This is a genomic window from Mesorhizobium sp. M0590, assembly GCF_040320905.1.
GTDB lineage: Bacteria > Pseudomonadota > Alphaproteobacteria > Rhizobiales > Rhizobiaceae > Mesorhizobium.
Genome location: NZ_JAMYQN010000006.1, coordinates 72,991 through 94,413, shown reverse-complemented (window position 1 = coordinate 94,413; position 21,423 = coordinate 72,991). Strand labels below are relative to the sequence as shown.

General features: G+C 63.0%; 20 protein-coding genes, 1 tRNA gene and 1 riboswitch. Of the genes, 9 read left to right on the top strand and 12 right to left on the bottom strand.

What is annotated here, in order from left to right:
* The first annotated feature begins 116 nt into the window (after positions 1-116).
* Complete coding sequence (locus NKI52_RS12460) at positions 117-1,124, top strand: magnesium and cobalt transport protein CorA (RefSeq protein ID WP_352621868.1); 1,008 nt, start codon at positions 117-119, stop codon at positions 1,122-1,124.
* Between the two features lie 83 nt (positions 1,125-1,207).
* Here the strand turns inward: NKI52_RS12460 and NKI52_RS12455 are convergent, their stop codons facing one another.
* Complete coding sequence (locus NKI52_RS12455) at positions 1,208-1,732, bottom strand: GcrA family cell cycle regulator (RefSeq protein ID WP_023677348.1); 525 nt, start codon at positions 1,730-1,732, stop codon at positions 1,208-1,210.
* 355 nt (positions 1,733-2,087) lie between these two features.
* Between NKI52_RS12455 and NKI52_RS12450 the strand changes: the two genes are divergently transcribed.
* The 3 genes from NKI52_RS12450 to NKI52_RS12440 all read left to right on the top strand — a co-directional run bounded on the left by NKI52_RS12450 (position 2,088) and on the right by NKI52_RS12440 (position 5,386).
* On the top strand, positions 2,088-3,287 hold the full coding sequence (locus NKI52_RS12450) for an aspartate aminotransferase family protein (protein WP_023677349.1): 1,200 nt from the start codon (positions 2,088-2,090) through the stop codon (positions 3,285-3,287).
* Positions 3,288-3,301: 14 nt separating this feature from the next.
* The gene (argF, locus tag NKI52_RS12445; RefSeq protein WP_031211966.1) at positions 3,302-4,213 is read left to right on the top strand and encodes an ornithine carbamoyltransferase; all 912 of its coding nucleotides are present in this window, start codon (positions 3,302-3,304) and stop codon (positions 4,211-4,213) included.
* A 162-nt stretch (positions 4,214-4,375) separates the two neighbouring features.
* Positions 4,376-5,386 carry an Hsp33 family molecular chaperone gene (locus NKI52_RS12440; protein WP_023677351.1) on the top strand — a complete coding sequence of 337 codons (1,011 nt, stop codon included), beginning with the start codon at positions 4,376-4,378 and terminating at the stop codon, positions 5,384-5,386.
* A 6-nt stretch (positions 5,387-5,392) separates the two neighbouring features.
* Here the strand turns inward: NKI52_RS12440 and apaG are convergent, their stop codons facing one another.
* Positions 5,393-5,785 carry a Co2+/Mg2+ efflux facilitator ApaG/CorD gene (gene apaG / locus NKI52_RS12435; RefSeq protein ID WP_023677352.1) on the bottom strand — a complete coding sequence of 131 codons (393 nt, stop codon included), beginning with the start codon at positions 5,783-5,785 and terminating at the stop codon, positions 5,393-5,395.
* Positions 5,786-6,011: 226 nt separating this feature from the next.
* Between apaG and NKI52_RS12430 the strand changes: the two genes are divergently transcribed.
* Entirely contained in the window at positions 6,012-7,166 is a 1,155-nt protein-coding gene (locus NKI52_RS12430; protein ID WP_352621865.1) for a glycosyltransferase, read from the top strand.
* Between the two features lie 36 nt (positions 7,167-7,202).
* On the opposite strand, the gene NKI52_RS12425 is transcribed toward NKI52_RS12430, so the two are convergent.
* Positions 7,203-8,393 carry an O-succinylhomoserine sulfhydrylase gene (locus NKI52_RS12425; RefSeq protein WP_352457731.1) on the bottom strand — a complete coding sequence of 397 codons (1,191 nt, stop codon included), beginning with the start codon at positions 8,391-8,393 and terminating at the stop codon, positions 7,203-7,205.
* Positions 8,394-8,462: 69 nt separating this feature from the next.
* Positions 8,463-8,540, bottom strand: a riboswitch (SAM riboswitch).
* Between the two features lie 135 nt (positions 8,541-8,675).
* Between NKI52_RS12425 and NKI52_RS12420 the strand changes: the two genes are divergently transcribed.
* Positions 8,676-9,770: a 2'-deoxycytidine 5'-triphosphate deaminase gene (locus tag NKI52_RS12420; RefSeq protein WP_352698137.1), complete on the top strand. Its 1,095-nt coding sequence runs from the start codon at positions 8,676-8,678 to the stop codon at positions 9,768-9,770.
* Positions 9,771-9,786: 16 nt separating this feature from the next.
* On the opposite strand, the gene NKI52_RS12415 is transcribed toward NKI52_RS12420, so the two are convergent.
* From NKI52_RS12415 to chvE, 5 genes are all read right to left on the bottom strand, one after another.
* On the bottom strand, positions 9,787-10,239 hold the full coding sequence (locus NKI52_RS12415; RefSeq protein ID WP_352698135.1) for a hypothetical protein: 453 nt from the start codon (positions 10,237-10,239) through the stop codon (positions 9,787-9,789).
* A gap of 27 nt (positions 10,240-10,266) precedes the next feature.
* Positions 10,267-11,259 (bottom strand): AraD1 family protein, encoded by a 993-nt coding sequence (araD1, locus tag NKI52_RS12410; protein ID WP_292659523.1) that lies wholly within the window; start codon positions 11,257-11,259, stop codon positions 10,267-10,269.
* Between the two features lie 191 nt (positions 11,260-11,450).
* Positions 11,451-12,743, bottom strand: a complete 1,293-nt coding sequence (mmsB, locus tag NKI52_RS12405) for a multiple monosaccharide ABC transporter permease (RefSeq protein ID WP_352576990.1) — start codon at positions 12,741-12,743, stop codon at positions 11,451-11,453.
* A complete protein-coding gene (gene mmsA / locus NKI52_RS12400) occupies positions 12,740-14,272 on the bottom strand; it encodes a multiple monosaccharide ABC transporter ATP-binding protein (RefSeq protein ID WP_023677359.1) in 1,533 nt (510 codons plus the stop codon). Before mmsA ends, mmsB begins: the two co-directional genes overlap by 4 nt.
* 99 nt (positions 14,273-14,371) lie before the next feature.
* A complete protein-coding gene (gene chvE / locus NKI52_RS12395) occupies positions 14,372-15,436 on the bottom strand; it encodes a multiple monosaccharide ABC transporter substrate-binding protein (protein ID WP_023677360.1) in 1,065 nt (354 codons plus the stop codon).
* 316 nt (positions 15,437-15,752) lie between these two features.
* Between chvE and NKI52_RS12390 the strand changes: the two genes are divergently transcribed.
* A complete protein-coding gene (locus tag NKI52_RS12390; protein WP_352448650.1) occupies positions 15,753-16,742 on the top strand; it encodes a LysR family transcriptional regulator in 990 nt (329 codons plus the stop codon).
* A 312-nt stretch (positions 16,743-17,054) separates the two neighbouring features.
* Here NKI52_RS12390 and NKI52_RS12385 read toward each other — a convergent pair.
* Positions 17,055-17,128: transfer RNA gene (locus NKI52_RS12385), tRNA-Gly, on the bottom strand.
* Between the two features lie 130 nt (positions 17,129-17,258).
* Between NKI52_RS12385 and NKI52_RS12380 the strand changes: the two genes are divergently transcribed.
* Positions 17,259-17,522, top strand: coding sequence for a DUF6460 domain-containing protein (locus NKI52_RS12380; protein WP_023677362.1), 264 nt, complete (start codon positions 17,259-17,261; stop codon positions 17,520-17,522).
* Positions 17,523-17,526: 4 nt separating this feature from the next.
* Here NKI52_RS12380 and NKI52_RS12375 read toward each other — a convergent pair whose 3' ends face one another.
* The gene (locus NKI52_RS12375; protein ID WP_352698132.1) at positions 17,527-18,429 is read right to left on the bottom strand and encodes a histone deacetylase family protein; all 903 of its coding nucleotides are present in this window, start codon (positions 18,427-18,429) and stop codon (positions 17,527-17,529) included.
* 50 nt (positions 18,430-18,479) lie between these two features.
* Between NKI52_RS12375 and NKI52_RS12370 the strand changes: the two genes are divergently transcribed.
* The gene (locus NKI52_RS12370) at positions 18,480-19,904 is read left to right on the top strand and encodes an MATE family efflux transporter (RefSeq protein WP_352698256.1); all 1,425 of its coding nucleotides are present in this window, start codon (positions 18,480-18,482) and stop codon (positions 19,902-19,904) included.
* Between the two features lie 3 nt (positions 19,905-19,907).
* Here NKI52_RS12370 and NKI52_RS12365 read toward each other — a convergent pair whose 3' ends face one another.
* Positions 19,908-20,984, bottom strand: coding sequence for a quinone-dependent dihydroorotate dehydrogenase (locus NKI52_RS12365; RefSeq protein ID WP_352698130.1), 1,077 nt, complete (start codon positions 20,982-20,984; stop codon positions 19,908-19,910).
* Complete coding sequence (locus NKI52_RS12360; protein ID WP_352698129.1) at positions 20,981-21,331, bottom strand: DUF952 domain-containing protein; 351 nt, start codon at positions 21,329-21,331, stop codon at positions 20,981-20,983. The genes NKI52_RS12365 and NKI52_RS12360 overlap by 4 nt, the downstream gene beginning before the upstream one ends.
* Between the last annotated feature and the right edge of the window lie 92 nt (positions 21,332-21,423).

Here is a 21,423-nt window from a genome sequence, read left to right as displayed (position 1 = left end):
TTCTCTCAGCACTGATGCGAATTTCGGATTCGCCACCTGACAGAAAATTGCGCTAAGCTTTCGACGCGCCGACTTCTCAGTTCCGCGATGAAGGCCCCGCCCTTCAGGAGGCTGCGATGGAATACGTCCGCGAGTTTGCTCCTGCGCCGCCGATGTCGGGTATAATCGCTTGCGGCGTCTATACGGCTGGGCGGCGCATCGCCGACATTCCGATCGAGGAAGCCGGCGAATGGGCCGGGAAGCCGGGTCACGTGGTCTGGATCGGACTGCTGGAGCCCGACCGCAATTTGCTGCTGCGCGTCCAGGCGCAATTCCATCTGCATGAGCTGGCGATCGAGGACGCCGAGCATCCGCACCAGCGACCGAAGATCGAGCAATATGGTGATGCCCTGTTCATAGTTGCCCGCACGGCGCAGCTGATCGAGAGCCGCGTCACCTTCGGCGAGACGCATCTGTTCGTCGGCGCGGGCTACATTGTCAGCGTCAGGCATGGCCCGTCGACCTCCTACGCCGCCGTTCGGCAGCATTGGGAAAGCTGCCCGCATTCCCTTGCCAAGGGCGAGGATTTCGTCCTCTACGCCATTCTCGATTTCATCGTCGACAACTATATGCCGGTGCTTGAGCAGATCGAAAACGAGGTCGAGGCGATCGAGGACAAGGTTCTGCTGAAACCGATGACCGGCTCCGATATCGAACGGCTTTATATGCTGCGCCGCGATCTCTTGCGCCTGCGTAATGCGGCCCTGCCGCTGGTGGAGGTCTGCCGGCGGCTCACCAGCGCCGATCTGCCGCAAATCCACACAGCCATGCACCCGCTGTTTCGCGACGTCACCGACCACATCCGCACTGTCCAGGAAAAGATCGACAGCCTGCGTGAGGTTCTCGCCTTCGCCTTCGAGGCGAGCCTTCTGGTCGGTCAAAGCCAGGAGACGGCGATCTCCAAGAAGCTTGCCTCATGGGCCGCAATCTTGGCCGTGCCGACGGCATTCGCCGGCATTTACGGCATGAATTTCAGCGACATGCCGGAACTGAGGATGGAATATGGTTACCCGGCCGTCCTGGCGGCAATTGCCCTGATCTGCACGTTTCTTTACTGGCGGTTTCGCAAGAATGGGTGGCTATGAAGTGGGTGAATGGTGAATAGGGCTAGACAAGAGCCTTGCTTTCTTACTCCAAGCTCAGCCCGCCACCATTCACCATTCACCATTCACCTGCTCCGCCGCCGCTCCGATGCCGGCTGGAACGCCACGCGGGCGTGGTACTTGCAGTAGGGGCCGGTTTCGGCTGCGTCGTTGCCGCAGAAATGGAAGTCTTCCGAAAGCGGATCGCCGTTCGGCCATTTGCAAGTGCGCTCGTTGAGTTCGACAAGTTGCAGATGCCGCGAGATCGGCACGACGACGTTCTCGACCGGGCGGATATAGTGGCGCGCCACCGGTTCGGCATCGAACTGCGCCTTGAGCGCGGTCGCACCGATCGACATCGAGGTGGTGGCATGGCGCGTGGCGCTTGCTGCCCGGGACACCGATTTCTGGATCGTCGATCCCTGCACCGTCTTCTTCTGGCGTGCCGGTGAGGCGGTCGTGCGTCCGCGACCGGACAGTTTCAGCCGGTGCACTTTGCCGATGACCGCATTGCGGCTGACCCCGCCAAGCTGTGCGGCGATCTGGCTGGCGCTGAGGCCCTCCGACCACAATTTTCTGAGAAGTTCGACTCGCTCGTCAGTCCAGTTCATGAGACCGCGCTCCTGCTGAAACGTGCGGCAATCGGAATCCATTCCCGACCCGGCTTCTGCCGGGCAGACACCACATATATCGGGTGATTAGGTCCGCCGCACGAAATCTAGTTATTTCTCTACTACAATTACCTTATGCGCTGACTCGGTGACAAGAGTCCCAAGGCCAACACGAATCGGTTTTTTCGGTTTTCCCCAACTTGCCCGGTCGCTTATGAGCCGGCGTTATGCTGGGGGGCTTGCCGCGCGACCTTGCGCGACCTTTTCGTTGACTTCACGGCCGAAAAACACGATAAGCCACAAGGGCCGCCGCTTTGGCGGCTTTTTGATTTTTCCGGTTCCGGAGACGCATATAATGAGCGGTTCGGCGCTTTTCGAGACCTTTGTTCGCGCACCCCTGGCTTTCGACCACGGTGAAGGCACCTGGCTGGTCACCGACAAGGGCGAGCGATATCTCGATTTCGCCGGCGGCATCGCCGTGAATTCGTTGGGCTACAGCCATCCGCATCTGGTCGCGGCCCTCACCGAGCAGGCCGCCAAGCTCTGGCACGTCTCCAATCTGTACGAGATTCCTGGACAGAGCCGGCTCGGCGAGCGGCTGGCCGACGCAAGCTTCGCCGACAAGGTGTTCTTCACCAATTCCGGCGCAGAGGCGCTCGAATGCGCCATCAAGACGGCGCGGCGCTACCACTTCGTCAAGGGCCATCCCGAGCGCTACCGCACAATCACCTTCGAAGGCGCCTTCCACGGCCGCACCCTGGCGACCATCGCCGCCGGCGGCCAGTACAAGTATCTGGAAGGTTTCGGCCCCAAGGTCGACGGCTTCGACCAGGTCGGCTTCGACGATGTGGATGCCGCCGAGAAGGCGATCACGCCTGAAACCGCGGCGATCCTGATCGAGCCGGTGCAAGGGGAGGGCGGCATCAGGCAAGTGCCGACGCAATCGCTGAAGCGGCTCAGGCAGCTCTGCGATCAGCACGGACTGCTCCTGATTTTCGACGAGGTCCAATGCGGCGTCGGCCGCACCGGAAAGCTGTTCGCGCATGAGTGGGCGGGTGTCACACCCGACCTCATGGCGGTGGCCAAAGGCATCGGCGGCGGCTTTCCGATGGGTGCCTGCCTCGCCACCGACGAGGCAGCGGTCGGCATGACCGCCGGCGTGCACGGCACCACCTTCGGCGGCAATCCGCTGGCAATGGCGGTCGGCAACGCCGTGCTCGACGTGGTGCTGGAAGACGGCTTTCTCGAAGACGTCCGGCGCAAGGCACTGCTGTTGAAGCAGGGGCTCGCTGGCGTCGCCGACGAATTTCCGGATGTTATCGAAAGCATCAGGGGCACCGGCCTGATGCTCGGGCTTAAATGCGCGATGCCCAACACCAAGGTCACGGTGGCACTGCGTGACCAGCATCTCTTGACGGTTCCGGCCGGCGACAACGTTATCCGCCTGCTACCGCCTCTCACCGTCACCGACGCCGAGATCCACGAAGCGCTCGAGCGCATTCGTGCCGGCGCCAAGAGCCTGGCAGATGCCATCGTCGCTGCCGCTGCGAAGTAATCCTGGAATTTCTGATGTCCCTTCGCCATTTCACCGATCTTTCCGCCGTTTCCGAAGGCGATCTGCGCTTCATGCTCGACGACGCAGCGGTGCGAAAGGCAAGGCTCAAGGCCGGCGAACGCAGCAAGCCGCTCGAAGGCAAGGTGCTGGCGATGATCTTCGACAAGCCGTCGACGCGCACGCGCGTGTCGTTCGACGTCGGTATGCGGCAGTTGGGTGGCGAGACGATCATGCTGACCGGCACCGAGATGCAGCTTGGCCGCTCGGAGACCATTGCCGACACGGCCAAGGTGCTGTCGCGCTATGTCGATGCCATCATGATCCGCACCACCTCGCATGACCGGCTGCTGGAACTGACGGAAAACGCTACGGTCCCCGTCATCAACGGGCTGACCGACGAGACCCATCCCTGCCAGCTGATGGCCGACATCATGACCTTCGAAGAGCACCGCGGTCCGGTGGCCGGTAAAACGATCGCCTGGACCGGCGACGGCAACAACGTGCTGCATTCGCTGCTGGAGGCATCCGCGCGGTTCCATTTCAAGCTGAACGTCGCCGTGCCCGAGGGCAGCGAACCGGCCCAGAAGCATGTCGACTGGTCGAAAGCCAATGGCGGCAAGCTGAAATTCAGCCGTTCGCCCGAGGAGGCCGTTCACGAGGCCGACTGCATCGTCACCGACTGCTGGGTGTCGATGGGCCAGGAGCACCGTGCCCGCGGCCACAATGTCTTCCTGCCCTATCAGGTCAATGCGGCACTGATGGCGAAAGCCAAGCCGGACGCGCTGTTCATGCACTGTCTACCGGCGCATCGCGGTGAGGAGGTTACCGACGAGGTCATCGACGGACCGCATTCGGTGGTGTTCGATGAGGCCGAGAACCGGCTCCATGCCCAGAAGGCGGTCTTGGCCTGGTGCCTGGGCGCTTGATACGAGCCGCGGTGATCCGGGCCGGCCTGATCTGCGCCGCCTTGATCTGGGCCGCCTTGATCCGGGAGTTGGTGGTGCCTATCTCAGGCGCATCACGCAAATCGAGCGCGTCTCGTCGCATGCGCCCCGGAGGGCGGCATCGCCGCGCCCCGGAGCTTTGTCATGTTGGAAACTCATCAATTGGCTGAACATAAACCCAAGCTCGGCGAATTCGGCTACGCCGGCGACGACCATGTCGTGCCGTTCGAGGTCGGCCCGCTCGACGTGCGCGGTCGCACCGTCCAGCTCGGGCCGATGCTCGATGCTATTCTCAGCCGCCACGACTATCCCGAGCCGGTCGCCCGGCTCCTGGCTGAAGCCTGTGTGTTGACGGTATTGCTCGGAACTTCGCTGAAGTTCGAGGGCAAGTTCATTCTGCAGACCCGCACCGACGGGCCGGTCGACATGCTGGTCGCGGATTTCTCCACGCCGCACGCGCTGCGCGCTTATGCCCGCTTCGATGCCGACCGGCTGCAGGCTTTGACTTCTGCCGGCGAGACGTCACCGCAGACGCTGCTCGGCAGCGGCGTCCTGGCGCTGACCATCGACCAGGGCGCTCACACACAACGCTACCAGGGCATCGTCCAGCTCGACGGCGTCACACTGGAAGATGCCGCACGCACTTATTTCCGCCAGTCGGAGCAGATTCCGACCGACCTCCGGCTTTCGGTTGCCAAGCTTCTGACGCCCGGCGTCGGCGGTGCCCGCGAGCAATGGCGGGCCGGTGGCCTGCTGGCACAATTCCTGCCGCAGTCGGCGGAGCGCATGCGCGTACCCGACCTTCCCGGTGGCGACGGCGATCCGCGTGAGGAAATCCACGACCCGACCGACAATTCCTGGCAGGAGCTGCTGGCGCTGGTTGGTACTATTGAACCGACCGAGCTGATCGATCCGACGATCGGCGCCGAACGGCTGCTTTACCGGCTTTTCCACGAGCATGGCGTCCGCGTGTTCGGCGGGGTGCCGGTCGCCGACCAGTGCTCATGCTCGAGGGAGAAGATCCACGGCATCCTCGAAGGCTTTTCCGCCGAGGAGATCAGGGACAGCACCGAGGATGGCAGCATTCACGTCGCCTGCGAATTCTGCTCGAAGCAATATGACTTCGACCCGGCGGAGTTTGCAGCGGCCGGATGACGGCCGTCAATTGACGGTGCGCCGCATTCCCGGCAAGTCGAGCGAGAAGGCGGGGATGGCGACGTCGAACGTCTCGCCCCGCTTGTTGCGCATGGTGTAGTGCCCGACCATGATGCCGGACGGCGTCGAGAGCGGGCATCCAGACGTATACTGATAGCTGTCGCCGGGGTTGAGTCCGGGTTGCTCGCCGACGACCCCGGGGCCGCGCACTTCCTCGACCTTGCCGGTGCCGTCGGTAATGTGCCAGTAGCGCGACAGAAGCTGCACGAACTCATCCGACTGATTGTCGATGGTCACCTGATATCCCCAGACATAGCGGTTTTGCGGCGGGTCGGAGTGATCCTCCAGATAGAACGGCCTGACCTGCACTTCGATGTTGCGGGTGACGGCGCTGTACATAAACTGCTCCAAAGCAATGTAGATGGAACTTCGACGCTCAGCGCAGTTTGATCAACGATGCGCGTCATCTCCTTGCCCGACTCGAGCGCAGGTGCCGAAAAACAATGTCATTTAAGTGACACATGACAATGATGGTGTGCAGGCTTGTGCCGGGCGACTCAGCGTTCTGTCGAATTGTTGAAAACGGCCGTCATGCGGCCGGCACTTCTGGAGTGACCAGATCTCGATGGAACCGACATTCGCAGCCGCCCTCCTTTCCATAGCCCTCCTTCTTTCAAATCTCGCCAGCATCCTGTTAGCTTCGCTGAAGCTGAAGCGACCAGGCAGGATCGCACCGCCCGCGGCCAACGCGCCGCCGGTATCGATCGTCATCCCGGCGCGCGGCGTCGAGCCGTTTGCCGAAGAGACGCTGGAGCGCGCCTTCTCACTCGACTGGCCGCGCTACGAACTCATCTTCTGCGTTGCCCATGCCGACGACCCGGTGGTCAAGCCGATCACCGCCGCAATGGCGCGCTTTCCAGCTATTCGCGCCCGCCTTCTAGTCGGTGACGACCGCATCAGCGGCAATCCAAAACTCAACAATTGCGTGAAGGGTTGGGAAGCGGCGCATTATAGCTGGGTCATCCTTGCCGATTCCAACGTGCTTATGCCGAGCGATTACGTCCAGCACCTGATGGCGGCGTGGCGGCACGACACTGGCCTCGTCTGCTCGACGCCGATCGGCTCGCGGCCGGACGGCTTCTGGGGGGAGGTCGAATGCGCCTTTCTCAACACGCTGCAGGCACGCTGGCAGTACGCCGGAGAGGCGCTCGGCCTCGGCTTCGCGCAGGGCAAGAGCATGTTGTGGAATAAGCCGATGCTCGACGCCAATGGCGGCATCTGCGCGCTTGCTGCCGAGATCGCCGAAGACGCCGCCGCGACCAAGCTGGTCAACGGGTTCGGACTGCGGGTCAATCTTGTCGCCTCGCCCTTCGAACAGCCGCTCGGCCGGCGCACGTTTGGCGAGATCTGGTCGCGGCAGGCGCGCTGGGCGCGGCTGCGCCGCGTCACCTTCGCGCTGTTCTTCGCCCCCGAGATCCTGATCGGCGCAGCGCCGCCGCTGGTGCTTGCGCTGATCGCGGCGGCTGACGCCGGCGTCAGCCTGCCGGCAACCGCCATCGCCGTGCTGGTCGCGGCCTACCTGCCGGAATGCGCCTTGGCCTCGGCCAAGGGATGGCACCTGTCGCTGCGCACCATCCTGGCGATGATGGCGCGAGACCTGATGCTTCCCGCCATTTGGGCGCGCGGATGGCTGAGCGGCGCCGTCGACTGGCGCGGCAATGTGATGACTATCCAGACCAAGGCCGTCGCGGAGCTGGAAGAGACCCCGTCCGGCGCCTGATCGGCGCGTCCCCGCTCGCCTCTGTTCGGCCAGCCCTTATCCGGCAACTCTCAGTGCCTGCTCGATGTCTTCGAGCAGGTCGTCGGCGTCCTCAAGGCCGACTGACAGCCTGAGCGTTCCCGGTCCGATGCCGAGCTCGGCGCGGGCTTCATCGGTCAGGTTCTTGTGTGTGGTCGTCGCCGGATGGGTGATCAGGCTCTTGGCGTCGCCGAGATTGTTGGAAATCAGCACGACGTCGAGTGCGTTCTGGAAGGCAAAGGCCGCCTGCTTGCCGCCCTTCACATCGAGGCAAATCAGCGTCGAGCCGCCCGACATCTGCTTCTGGACCACGGCCGCTTGCGGGTGGTCGGCGCGGCCGGGATAGATGACGCGGGCGATTTGCGGGCGCTCGGCCAGGAAATCCGCGATGCGGCCGGCACTTTCCGTCTGCTGGCGTACGCGTAGCGGCAGCGTCTCCAGGCCTTTCAGCAGCGTCCAGGCATTGAAGGGCGAGAGGCTTGGGCCGGTGTGGCGGAAATAGTCATGCAGGTTCTCGTCGATCCATTTCTTGTCCGACAGAACGATGCCGCCAAGACAGCGCCCCTGGCCGTCAATATGCTTCGTGGCCGAATAGACGACGATGTGGGCGCCGAGCTGCAGGGGTTTCTGCTGCAAGGGCGTAGCGAAGACATTGTCGACGATCAGCCTGGCGCCGATCGAATTGGCAAGTGCCGCGACGGCGGCAATGTCGACTACCTCCAGCGTTGGATTGGTAGGGCTTTCCAGGAAAAACAGTTTGGTGTTGGGCTTGACCGCCTTTTCCCAATTGGCGATGTCGGTGCCGTCGACCAGCGTTGCCTCAATGCCGTATTTCGGCGCCAGCGTCTCGACCACCCAGCGGCAGGAGCCGAACAGCGCGCGCGCCGCGACGATATGGTCGCCCGCCTTGGCGCTGCACAGCAGTGCTGCCGTCACCGCCGCCATGCCGGATGCCGTGGCGCGCGCGTCCTCGGCTCCTTCCAGCGCGCACATGCGTTTCTCAAACATGTCGACCGTCGGATTGGCATAGCGCGAATAGATGAAGCCCGGCTCCTCGCCCTTGAAGCGGGCCTCCGCCGCTTGCGCTGTCTCGTAGACATAGCCTTGGGTGAGATACATCGCCTCGGAGGTCTCGCCGAAGCCGGAACGCAGCGTCCCGGCATGCACGAGTGCGGTCTGAGGCTTCCAGTCGCGCTTCTTGGTCATCATTCCATCCAACACCAAAATTGGTCCAAACAACAAAAAACCGGTCGCGAAAGTCGCAACCGGTCCATATGGCCTTGCGGCCCGACGGTCCTTTAGCGACTTGTTTAACGTGGCTGCAAGCCGACCGGCCAAATCACCACGGGATAACGAGCTTTAGACCCGCGCCACGCTTGCGTCAATTGCCGGCATGATTAAGAGGGTTGTACCAAGCAGGTGCCAAAGGCGTCCACGGTCGGACCTGCGACAGAACAAGACCTCGCCCGGCGTTCGAACGGAGCCAGACCCTTGCGGCAGACAGGCATTCTTCCCGATCAGGATATTTCCGCGCTGTTCCAGACGGGCGCGCTGAAATCGCCGCGCACGCTCGATGCCGATCAGATCCAGCCGGCCAGCCTTGACCTCAGGCTCGGCGACAAGGCCTGGCGGGTGCGTGCTTCCTTCTTGCCCGGCCCGGACTACAGGGTTGTCGACAAGCTCGACCGGCTGAAGCTGCACGAGATCAACCTCGCCGAAGGTGCCGTGCTGGAAACCGGCTGCGTCTACATCGTGCCGCTGCTCGAAAGCCTGGCGCTGCCCGCGCATATTTCCGCCTCCGCCAACCCGAAAAGCTCGACCGGACGGCTCGATATCTTCACCCGGGTAATGACCGACCGTGGCCACGAGTTCGACAAGATCGCCGCCGGCTATGAAGGCCCGCTCTATCTGGAGGTCAGCCCGCGCACTTTCCCGATCGTCGTGCGGACCGGCTCGCGGCTGTCGCAGATCAGGTTCCGCACCGGCAATGCGCTCTTGTCGGAAAACGAGCTGCACGAGTTGCACCGCGCCGAAATGTTGGTCGCCACCGAACCACCCAACATCTCAGGCGGGGGCATCGCGCTATCGATCGACCTCGACGGCGACAAGGACGGGCTGGTCGGCTATCGCGGCAAGCACCACACCGGCCTGGTCGACGTCGACAAGCGCGCCGCGCAGGATGTCGTCGATTTCTGGGAGCCGCTCTACAAGAGCGGTGCCGGCGAGCTGGTGCTCGATCCGGACGAATTCTATATCCTGGTGTCGCGCGAGGCGGTGCATGTGCCGCCGCTCTACGCGGCCGAAATGACGCCCTTCGATCCGCTGGTCGGCGAGTTCCGCGTCCATTATGCCGGTTTCTTCGACCCGGGTTTCGGCCATTCGGCGTCGGGCGGCACCGGCAGCCGGGCGGTGCTCGAGGTGCGTAGCCACGAAGTGCCGTTCATCCTCGACCACGGCCAGATCGTCGGACGGTTGGTCTACGAGCACATGCTGAAACGGCCGCAGGCACTCTACGGAACAGATCTAGGCTCGAACTATCAGGCGCAGGGTCTGAAATTGTCCAAGCATTTCCGCGCCGCGCGCTGAGGTTGTTCGCAAGCCGTCAGCCGCGAAACAGATATTCTTTCGCGGCGCCAAGGCAGCCATGAAACTGACCGACAAAGAGCAGTTCTCGCACTGCCAATCGCTTCTTCCCCCAAAATCCTCTGGTTTGCTTCTCGTCGTCAAGTGAGGCGCTTGAGGTGGACTGCAAGGGGAACAACTGCTTGTCGATACATCCCAGCACATGGGCTCTGGCGGAGTCGACACCGCAGGCTCTGCCATTGTCGTTCAGTCTGTCAGCGCGGAGTGCGGACGTCATGCGATCCGCGTTGCGCATCAGAAAGCTCACTTGCGATTTCGAATAGCCGGTGGCCAGAAGCCGGTTAGTCATCGACATCCGGGCCTCGCGATAGGATTTTGCGCTGCATTGTCCGGCGCTGTAAGCCGCTGGGGAGAAATAGGCGAGGAACAGGACTAAACTTACGAACACGGTGCCAATCCGCAGGCCGTTCATTTCTCGCCCCTGAATTATGTCACCAGTTTACAACGCCTTCACCGCCACCTTCACCGGCTGCTCGATTTCAAGCGGGTTGCGCAGAGGCAGGCCGAAATCCTGCGCCTCGATTTCGAATACGTCGCCGGCCTCGGTCCTGATGCCGTCGGCGAAGGACAGCGTCGCCGTGCCGAACATGTGCACATGCACGTCGCCCGGCTGGCGGAAGGCCGAGTATTTGAAGTGGTGATGCTCGAGATTGCCAATGGTGTGCGACATGTTCGCCTCGCCCGACAGGAACGGCTTTTCCCAAAGCAGCTTGCCGTCGCGCAGGATGCGTGAAGCGCCGCGGATGTCGGACGGCAGGTCGCCGATCAGGATCTCCGGCCCGAACGAGGCGTTGCGCAGCTTGGAATGGGCGAGGAAGAGGTAGTTCACACGCTCGGTGACGTGGTCGGAAAACTCGTTCGACAGGGTGAAGCCGACACGGAACGGGGCGCCGTCGTCACCGATCACATAGATGCCGGCAATTTCCGGCTCCTCGCCGGCATCCTGAGCGAAGGCGGGCGACATAAGCGCCGCCCCGGGCGCTACTGCCATGGTGCCGTTGCCCTTGTAGAACCATTCCGGCTGCACGCCGGTCTGGCCTTTCGCCGGCTTGCCGCCCTCAAGCCCCATGCGGAACATCTTCATGGAATCGGTCAGCTGTTCCTCGCCGTCCGTGCTGAGCTTCTTGTGCATGGAATCGCGGGTCGCGGCGGAGCCGAGATGCGTCAGCCCGGTGCCGGTGAGATGGAGATGCGCCGGATCGGGATGGTTGATCGGCGACAGCAGCCGGCCCTTCTTGTAGGCTGCGTCGAGATCGACGGTTTCGCCGAAGCCCTTGCGCTCGATCAGGGCGACAAGCCCGCTGCCGGTACGCGCGGCTTCCATCGCCAGCGAATAGACGCTGCGGGCGCCGTTGATGACGCGGGTCTTGCCGCCGTTGCGGGCAACGACGCGGATCGTCTCGGCGTCGTCGAGGATTTGTGAGATCAGCATGGTAACCCTCTCTGAATTGTGGGCTGGCCTGCCCTTTCTCGGCAAACCCTGCCCCGCGCGGCCCGGACCCTGTCCGCGCCTCGGTTGAAATTCTTCGTCCGGATTGCGCTCGCGGATCAGGTCCCTCGGGGGGACTTCTTTGCGCCGCCCGGCAGCGCCGCGATGTGACCCGTATGCCTCCTGGTTGCCTCTCAAGCCTTGTTCTTATTGTAGACGTCGAAGACGACGGCGCCGAGCAGCACCAGGCCTTTGACCACCTGCTGCCAATCGACATTGACGCCCATGATCGACATGCCGTTGTTCATGACGCCCATGATGAAGCCGCCGACCACCGCGCCGATCACCTGGCCGACGCCGCCCATCGCCGAAGCGCCACCGATGAACACCGCGGCGATGACGTCGAGCTCGCTGCCGAGGCCGGCCGCCGGCACAGCCTGCCCCAGGCGCGCTGCGATAATCAGGCCGCCGAGTGCCGACAGCACGCCCATATTGACGAACACCATCAACGTCAGCCGTTCGGTCTTGATGCCCGATAGCTGGGCTGCCTTGGCATTGCCGCCCATCGCATAGATGCGACGGCCGATCGTCATGCGTTTGGTAACGAAGACGAACAACGCGATCAGCACGCCCATCACCATGAGAACGATGGGGAGGCCCCTATAGGTGGCGAATTGGTAGACGAGAAACAGCGCCAGCGCGCTGATCACCAGGGTCTTGACGACGAACAGCGAGAAGGGCTCGGCTTCGTAGCCATGCTTTTCGCGGGTGCGCCGTGCCCTGAGCCCGAAATAGGCATAGGCGAGCACGGCGACGAGGCCGATCACGATCGTCGTCAGGTGCAGCGTCAGGCCGCTGCCGACAATGGTTTTGCCGGCGGCGTTCACGGTTGGCGGTATCAGCGTCAATGGGCCGATCAGGTCCGGAATGAAGCCGGAACTGAGCGCCTTGAAGCCGACGGGAAGCGGCCCTACGGAAGACCCGCCACCCAGCAGCGCCTGGCAGATGCCGCGGAAGATCAGCATGCCCGCCAGCGTGACGATAAAGCTCGGTATTCGGTGATAGGCAATCCAGTAGCCTTGTGCCGCGCCGATCGCACCACCGACGATCAGGCAGATGATCGACACCACCAGCGGATTGCTCAATGGGCCAAGCGGCCAGATGACCATCATCATCGCCGCCAGTGCGCCGATGAAGCCGGCGACGGAGCCGACGCTGAGATCGATGTGACCCGAAACGATCACCAGAAGCATGCCCAGCGCCATCACGATGATGAAGCTGTTCTGCTGCACGAGATTGCTGAGGTTCACCGGCTTGAACAGCGTTCCGGACGTGGTGAACTGGAAGAACACCATGATTGCGATCAACGCCAGCACCAACCCGTATTCGCGCAGGTTGGTGACCAGCGCCGAGACGGCAATGCGAGGTCCCTGTTGTAGATCCTGGGCAACGCCGGTCTGCGGCCCGGGAGCGCTTTCGGTGCTCATGATGCTTTTCCTTCTCCGCGGACGATGGCGCGCATTATCTTTTCCTGGCTGGCGTCGCTTGCCGCCATTTCGCCGACGATGCGTCCTTCGTTCATGACGTAGATGCGGTCGGTGATGCCGAGCAGTTCGGGCATTTCCGACGAGATGACGATGATTGCCTTACCCTCGGAGGCGAGACGCGCGATGATCGTATAGATTTCATACTTGGCGCCGACGTCGATACCGCGTGTCGGCTCGTCGAGGATCAGCACTTCCGGATTGGCGAACAGCCATTTCGACAGCACCACCTTCTGCTGATTGCCGCCAGAAAGGTTGCCGGTCATCTGGTAGACGCTCGAGGCGCGGATATTGGTCCTGCCGCGATAATCGTTGGCGACCGAAAGCTCGCGCAAATCGTCGATCACGCCGTGGCGCGACACGCCGGGCAGGTTGGCCAGCGTGATGTTGTGCTTGATGTGGTCGATCAAGTTGAGACCGTAGGTCTTGCGGTCCTCGGTAACGTAGGCGATGCCGTGTTCCACCGCCTTGCTCACCGAAGAGACGTCGATCGGCTTGCCGTTGAGGAACACCTCGCCGGTGATGCGACGGCCATAGGAGCGGCCGAACAGGCTCATGGCAAACTCGGTCCGGCCGGCGCCCATGAGCCCGGCAATGCCGACCACTTCGCCCTTGCGGGCGTTGAGGTTGATACCCTTGATGACCTGCCGCTCGGCATGGATGGGGTGGTAGACCGACCAGTTTTTCACTTCGAGAACGGTCTCGCCGATCTTCGGCTCGCGCGGCGGATAGCGGTCGTCGAGCGAACGGCCGACCATCGAGGTAATGATGCGGTCCTCCGAGATGTCCTTCTTGGCCAGCGTCTCGATGGTCCGCCCGTCACGGATGATGGTGACCTTGTCGGCGACCCGGTTCACCTCGTTGAGCTTGTGCGAGATCAGGATCGAAGTGATGCCTTGCCGCTTGAATTCGAGCAGCAGATCGAGCAGCGCCTGGCTGTCCTTTTCGGACAGGCTCGCGGTCGGCTCGTCGAGAATGAGCAACTTCACTTCCTTGCTGAGCGCCTTGGCGATCTCGACCAGCTGCTGCTTGCCGACGCCGATATTGGTGATCAGCGTGTTGGGGTCTTCCTTGAGGCCGACCTTCTTGAGCAGGGCGCTGGTGCGCGCCTCATTGGCATTCCAGTCGATGACGCCGTATCTGGCGTGCTCGTTGCCGAGAAAGATGTTTTCGGCGATCGACAGCATCGGCACCAGCGCAAGCTCCTGGTGGATGATGACGATGCCCTTGCGCTCGCTGTCATGGATGCCTTTGAAATGGCACTCATCGCCGCGATAGATGATCTGGCCGTCATAGGTGCCGGACGGATACACACCCGACAGCACCTTCATCAGCGTCGACTTGCCGGCGCCGTTCTCGCCGACCACGGCATGGATCTCGCCTTCCTCGACCATGAGCTTGACGTTCGACAGCGCCTTGACGCCGGGAAACGTCTTGGTGATGTCGCGCATCTCCAAAATCGTCGATGCCATTGAGAATACCACTCCTGCGAGGTCCGCAAACAATACCGGGCTGGCTCGCCAACGAAAAGGGGCCCTGCCTGCGCAGGACCCCAGGCTTTGTAACCGCGATTACTTCAGCTCTTCGGCCTTGATGTAGCCGGAGTCGACCACCAGGGCCTGATAGTTCGACTTGTCGACGTCGTGCGGTGTCAACAGGATCGAGGGAACGACCTTGACGTCGTTGTTGTAGGTCGTGGTGTCGAGGCCTTCCGGCTTGCCGCCCGAGAGCACCTTGTCGACGAGTTCGACCGTCGCCTTGGCGAGTTCGCGGGTGTCCTTGAACACGGTCGAATACTGTTCGCCGGCGATGATCGCCTTGACCGAAGCGGTCTCGGCGTCCTGTCCGGTGACGATCGGCCATGGCTGATCGGCGGTGCCGTAGCCTACGGCGCGCAGCGAAGCGATGATGCCGCGCGACAGGCCGTCATAGGGCGAGAGCACGCCATCGACGCGGCTGCCGTCCGAGTAGTTGGCGGAGAGCAGATTGTCCATGCGGGCCTGGGCGGTTGCCGCCAACCAGCGCAGCGTGCCGACCTTGTCCATGCCCATCTGGCCGGACTTCACGACGAGGGTCTTGTCGTCGATCAGCGGCTGAAGAACCGACATGGCGCCGTTATAGAAGAAGAACGCATTGTTGTCGTCCGGCGAACCGCCGAACAGCTCGATGTTGAACGGGCCCTTCTTCTCGGGATAACCGAGACCCTTGAGCAGCGATTTGGCCTGGATGACGCCGACGCCGAAATTGTCGAAGGTGGTGTAGTAGTCGACATTTGGCGTCTTCTTGATCAGGCGGTCGTAAGCGACGACGACAACGCCGGCGTCATTCGCCTTCTGCAGCGCATCGCCCATCGTGGTGCCGTCGATCGAAGCGATGATCAGCGCCTTCGGGCCCTTGGTGATCTCGTTTTCCAGCTGGCTGAGCTGGTTCGGAATGTCGTCCTGCGCGTACTGCAGGTCGACAGTGTAGCCCAGAGCCTCGAGCTGGGACTTGACGGCGTCGCCGTCGTTGATCCAGCGCTGCGAGGTCTTGGTGGGCATCAGCACGCCGATCAGGCCTTCGCCCGCCTGCGCCGGCAGCGTCATGGCCGCGATGCCTAGGGCCGCGACGGCGGCCAGTGTCTTGACAATCTTCACATTAACTCTCCCTGGTTGATGGACGCGTACCCTTGGGTTTCGTGGGCCGCGCAATCGTGCAGGAGCGCCAAACGCGCCGCTGCCGTCAATCGATCTCCGGTATCCTCCCAATCGGCCCCGAGACTCTGGTTTCATCGATACGAGTTTTCCCTCGTCACCGACCGTCAAGCCTCAGGACGCGCGAAGGGTGTGTCGCTTTGCCATAACTGTCAAATGCGATCTTTGATGGTTGCTATATCGAGACTGATATGGCTTAGGCTAGTGACGACGCTGCCGGATTTTGCCGGGGCGCCGGGCGTAAGAGTAGGGAAGAATCATGGCGGCGCTGCGAAATCCTGACGGAATATCAGCCAGTTACGATGAAATTCCGGGTGATGGCGGAACCTTGCTGCGCAGCGGCTTGAGCCTGCGTCACATGCGCATGATCGCAGCCCTCGACGAGCACGGCCGGGTGAGCGCCGCGGCCCAGGTCATGAACATCTCGCAGCCGGCGGCCTCGCGCATGATCGCCGAGATGGAGGCCGTGCTCGACGTCAAGCTCTGCGAAAGGCTGCCGCGCGGCATCACGCTGACACCCTATGGCAAGGCGTTGGCACGGCGCGCGCGATCGATCCTGCTCGAGATGCGCGAGGTCGACCGCGAGATTTTCGAGCTCAAGGCGGGCAAAGGCGGCTCGGTGTTCCTGGGCGCGGTGACAGCACCGGCGATCGAGCTGGCGGTGCCGGCGATCCGCGAAATCCGGCGCCTTTATCCGCGCATCGAAATCACCATGCAGGTCGAGACCTCGAACGTCCTGGCGCGCGAGCTGATCGCCTCGCGCCACGATTTCATCATCGCCCGCATCCCCGACGACCTCAATCCGCGGCTGTTCGAAGCGCGCGTCATCGGCGTCGAGAAAGCCTGCCTGATCGTGCGCCGCGGCCACCCGCTGACCAAGGGCAAGGCGGTGCGGCTGGAAGACACCGCCGCCTATGACTGGGTTTTCCAGTCGGGCGGCTCGCCGCTGCGCCAGGCGATGGAGAGTAATTTCCTGAACCGAAACATCGCGCTGCCGGACCGCATCCTCAACACCAGCTCGCTGCTATTGACTCTGGTCATGGTCGCGCAATCCGACGCCATCGCGCCGGTGTCGATCCAGGTCGCGAAGTTCATCCAGAACCCCGAAGGCCTGGCCGGCGCTATCGATGTCGTCCAGACTGAATTCGACATCGAGGTCAGGCCCTACAGCCTGATCACGGTGAAGAACCGCGCGCTGTCACCGGCAGCCAAGATGCTGCACGATTTTATTTTGCGAGAGGTGGGCTGAGGGTTGGAGCGGGTAGCGGGCGCATCCCGTGGCCGGCCAGACGACCGGACAGGCCCGCCAGCAGCGGCGCCGATGCACGTCGGCCACTACTGCCTGATGCTCAAAAAAGCCCGCCAGCAGAAGCCAGCGGGCAAAGGGTAGACTTTCCGGTTGGGGTCATTCGAGGCCCCGCCGACCCTCAATGTGAGATATTCCACGAACTGGCACATCGGCCAAACAAATGAAAGACGGCCAGCCGGGCTGTAAAACTGCCTATAAATCCGCTGGTTTTCAGCTTGGCCAGAACAAGTGCAATGCACCGGGGCCAAAAGCTGGAGCGGGTAGCGGGAATCGAACCCGCGCGTTCAGCTTGGGAAGCTGACAAGCTACCATTACATCATACCCGCGCTGGTTCCTCCGATATCATGGCCCGGCGCCGATGCGCAATCCGATTTGAGGGCGCGGCTTGATGCAGCGCGACCAACTGCGTATTTCTGGGCATGTGCCGAATCGTGGCACCCGACCGTGGAGACAGGCTTGTCCGCACTGAACCGCTTTCTCGGCGATACGCCGCTCCGGGTGATCCTGAAGCTGCTTGTGGTGTCGTTCCTCGTCGGGCTGGTCATGAATGCCTTCGGCTGGTCGCCGATGGATGTGCTTTATGGCATTCGCAAATTCTTCATCGACCTGTGGAATTTGGGCTTCCACGCCATCGACCGCTTTCTCGGCTACATCCTGCTCGGTGCCGCGATCGTCGTGCCGGCCTTCATCCTGCTCAGGATCGCTAACTACCGGAAGTGAATTTTCAGGCGTAGCCCGCCGCCACCTCGAACAGGATGGCGTGCCGTGCAGCAAGTGCTGCGACATCCGTCGAATAGCCTCCGCCGATAACGCCGCATACCGGTATGCCAAGCGTGCGGAAATGGCGGATCACCATATCGTCGCGGGCGCGCAGCCCGTCATCCGTGAGCGACAACCTGCCGAGCCGGTCCTCGACATGGACATCGACGCCGGCATTGTAGAAGACGAGGTCCCAGCGCCTTCGCGCCGACAGCTCCGGCAGGATGGCGTCCAGCCGCTCCAGATAGGCTGCATCGCCGGCGCCGTCGGGCAGGGCGACATCGAAATCGGAGGCGATCTTGCGCGCGGGGTAGTTGCGGTCGCCATGCATGGAGAAGGTAAACACGCGCGGCTCGTCGTTCAGGATATCCGCCGTGCCGTCGCCCTGATGCACGTCGAGGTCGACGACCAGGATGTTTTGGACAGCAGCTTCGGCGAGCAGCACCAGCGCGGCAACGGCTACGTCGTTGAAGGTGCAGAAGCCGGCGCCTTGCGCGCGCCGTGCATGATGGCTGCCGCCGGCGGTGTTGCAGGCGATGCCGCTCAGCAACGCCAGCCGCGCTGCCAGCACCGTGCCGGCCGTTGCGAGCTGCGCCCTCAGCGAAACCCGCGGCCCCACGGGAAAGCCGATCTCGCGCTCGATCGCCACCGGCACTTCGCAGGCAAGCACCTGGTCGACATAGTCGACCGCGTGGGCAAGCTTCAGCCATGATGGCCGCGCCGCCTCCGGCATGTTGAGCGCTTCGGGCTGCGCCAGGCCGCGTGCCCGCAAGGCGTCCATCAGCAGCGGATATTTGCTCATCGGGAAGCGGTGGTTGACGGCGAAGCCGGCGTCGTAGTCGGGATGATGAACGATCTGCAAGGGCATGGGGCGGCCGGTGCGCCAGAGGCGGGTTTCGGTTGACCATAACGGGGTGGATGGTTGCGCGAGGTCCGCAAACTGGGGCACATCGGCTGGCCGATCAAGCCGCAACGGAAAGCAACACGCGTTTGGAGCAGGCTTTACCCACGGAAGCCCACGCCACCGAAGCCAGGGCCTTTGTCGTCACCAACCGCTCGGTGCTCGCCATCGCCGTGCCGATGACGCTTGCCTATCTGACGACACCGTTGCTCGGAATTGTCGACACGGCGGTGGTTGGGCAGTTCGGCGACGCCGCCCTTCTCGGCGGCCTGGCGGCCGGCGCCCTGATCTTCGACGTCGTTTTCACCACCTTCAATTTCCTGCGCTCCGGCACCACCGGCCTCGTCGCCCAGGCCTTCGGGCGCGGCGATGCGCTGGAGGAGCAGGCGGTGTTCTGGCGCGCCGTGCTGATCGCGGTCGTCGCCGGCGTCGTGCTTGCCGCGCTTGCGCCGCTGGTCTCCACCGCCGGGCAACGGTTCATAGGCGCCGAGCCGCGCGTCAGCGCGGCGATGGACGTCTATATCCGCATCAGGATGCTCGCAGCACCGTTCTCGCTGATCAATTACGCCATCCTTGGTTACGTGCTTGGGCGCGGCGAGGGCGGGCTCGGGCTGATGCTGCAGTTGATACTGAACGGCATCAACATCGCCCTCTGCTTCCTGCTTGGCCTGGAGCTCGGCTGGGGCGTCGCCGGCGTCGCCTGGGCGACGCTCACCGGCGAATTCGTCGCCATGCTGCTGGGTCTCGCCATCGTCGGCCGGCGCTTCTGGGCGGCGCCCAGGCTGCCGCGCCACCGCGTCCTCGATTTGCCGGCATTCCTGCGCATGATGTCGCTCAATCGCGATATCATGATCCGCTCCTTTTCGCTGCTCGCCGCCTTTGCGCTGTTCACGCGCCAAGGCGCGCAGTTCGGCACGCTGACGCTGGCCGCCAACGCCGTGCTGATGAACCTCTTCCTGGTTGCCGGCTATTTCCTCGATGGTTTCGCCACAGCCGCCGAGCAGCTCGCCGGCCGCGCCATCGGAGCGCGCGCCGCCACCGCCTTTAACCAGGCGGTGCGGCTAACGCTGCTTTGGGGGCTCGGGCTGGCGGGCGCGGCGACGCTCTTCTTCCTGCTGGAGGGCACCGATCTCGTCGCCCTGATCACAACCTCGACGGACGTCCGCGCCATTGCCAACATCTACCTGCCCTGGGCGGCGTTCACCGCGCTCAGCGGCGTGCTGGCTTTCCAGATGGACGGTGTCTTCATCGGCGCAACATGGTCGCGCGACATGCGCAACATGATGCTGTTGTCATTCCTGGCGTTCAGCGCCGCGCTGGTGATCCTGGCGCCGGCCTTCGGCAATCACGGCCTGTGGGCGGCGTTGCATGTCTTCCTGCTGGTACGCGGCTTCAGCCTGCTCGCCATATTGCGGCTGCGGGTGCGCACAGCCTTTAACTGAACGCTAAAGCGGTTTCGCCGCCCATTGATCGAGGCGGCTGTCGCGAAGCTCGCGCAGCGACTTCAGCCGTTGACTGTCCATGAAACGGACCATGCCGGAAAGAATACGCCCCGGCAGCGCAGGCCCGGCATAGATCATGCCGGTGTAGAGCTGCACGAGGTCGGCGCCGGCACGGATCTTTTCCAGCGCCGTCTCGGCGGAATCGACGCCGCCGACGCCGATGATGGTGGGATCCGGGCCAAGCAGTTTTCGCATCTTAGCCAGCATGATCGTCGAGCGTTCGAACAAGGGTTTCCCCGAAAGCCCGCCGGTCTCGCCGGCAAAGCCGGCGCTGCTCAGGCCGGCTCGCGCGATCGTGGTGTTGGAGACGATGACGCCGTCCATTTGCTTGTCGGTGATCTCGGCGGCGATGTCCTCAAGCTCGGGCTCGACCAGGTCCGGAGCGATCTTGAGGAAGACGGGCGGTTTTGCCGGTGTCGCCGCACGCGCAGCCATGACCCGCGACAGGAGCTCTCCAAGCTGGTCGCGCGCCTGCATGTTGCGCAGGCCCGGCGTGTTCGGCGAGGAGATATTGATCGTCAGATAGCCGGCATATCGCGCGAACCGGATCACGCCGCGCTCATAATCACTGACGCGGTCGGCGCTGTCCTTGTTGGCGCCGATGTTGATCCCGACGATGCCGGGGCGGCCCTTGCGGGCGGCAAGGCGCTTCTCCGCGGCGGCGTGGCCCTCATTGTTGAAGCCCAGCCGATTGATCACCGCCCCCTCCGAAGGCAGCCGGAAGATGCGTGGCTTTGGATTGCCCGTCTGCGGCAGCGGCGTGATCGTGCCGACCTCGGCGAAGCCGAAGCCGAGGCCGAGCAGCGCGTCCGGCACTTCGGCATTCTTGTCGTAACCCGCGGCCATGCCGAGCGGGTTCGGGAAATCGAGCCCGCAACGGCTGATCTTTAACCTGTTGTCCTGCGGCGGACGACCGGCGACCGGCAGCCCGCATCTCAGCGCGGCGATCGACAGTCCATGCGCGGTTTCCGGATCGAGCGTGAACAGCAGTTTCTGGCCGATCCGGTCGAACGCGCTCATTCGGCCTCCAGCGCCGGGAATTCATGCCGGCCGTCAACGCCGAGCGGCAATGCCTGCACCGAAACGACCGCATCGAGGCCGAGCCCGCCATAGAGATGCGGGAACAGGGCGCCGCCGCGCGAGACCTCATATTTCAGCGCATCGCCGAGGCGCCCGCTATCGACGGCGACCAGCAGCAACCGGCTTTGGCCGGCGAAATGTTTGACCGCCGTTTCCCGAACCTGCCCGGCGGTAGACAAATGGATGAAGCCGTCGGCGACGTCGATCGGCGCGCCGGTGAAGCCGCCTTCTCTTTCAGCCTCGCGCCACAGCGCCTCGGGAACTATCTTGTAGATGATCTCGGACATCGTTGCGCTATAGTCCGAACCGACCACGCGGGGAAGGGCAGGCCCGTGTTCTTCCCCATTTCAGGTTCATCCCCATTTCAGGCGCAAACTGT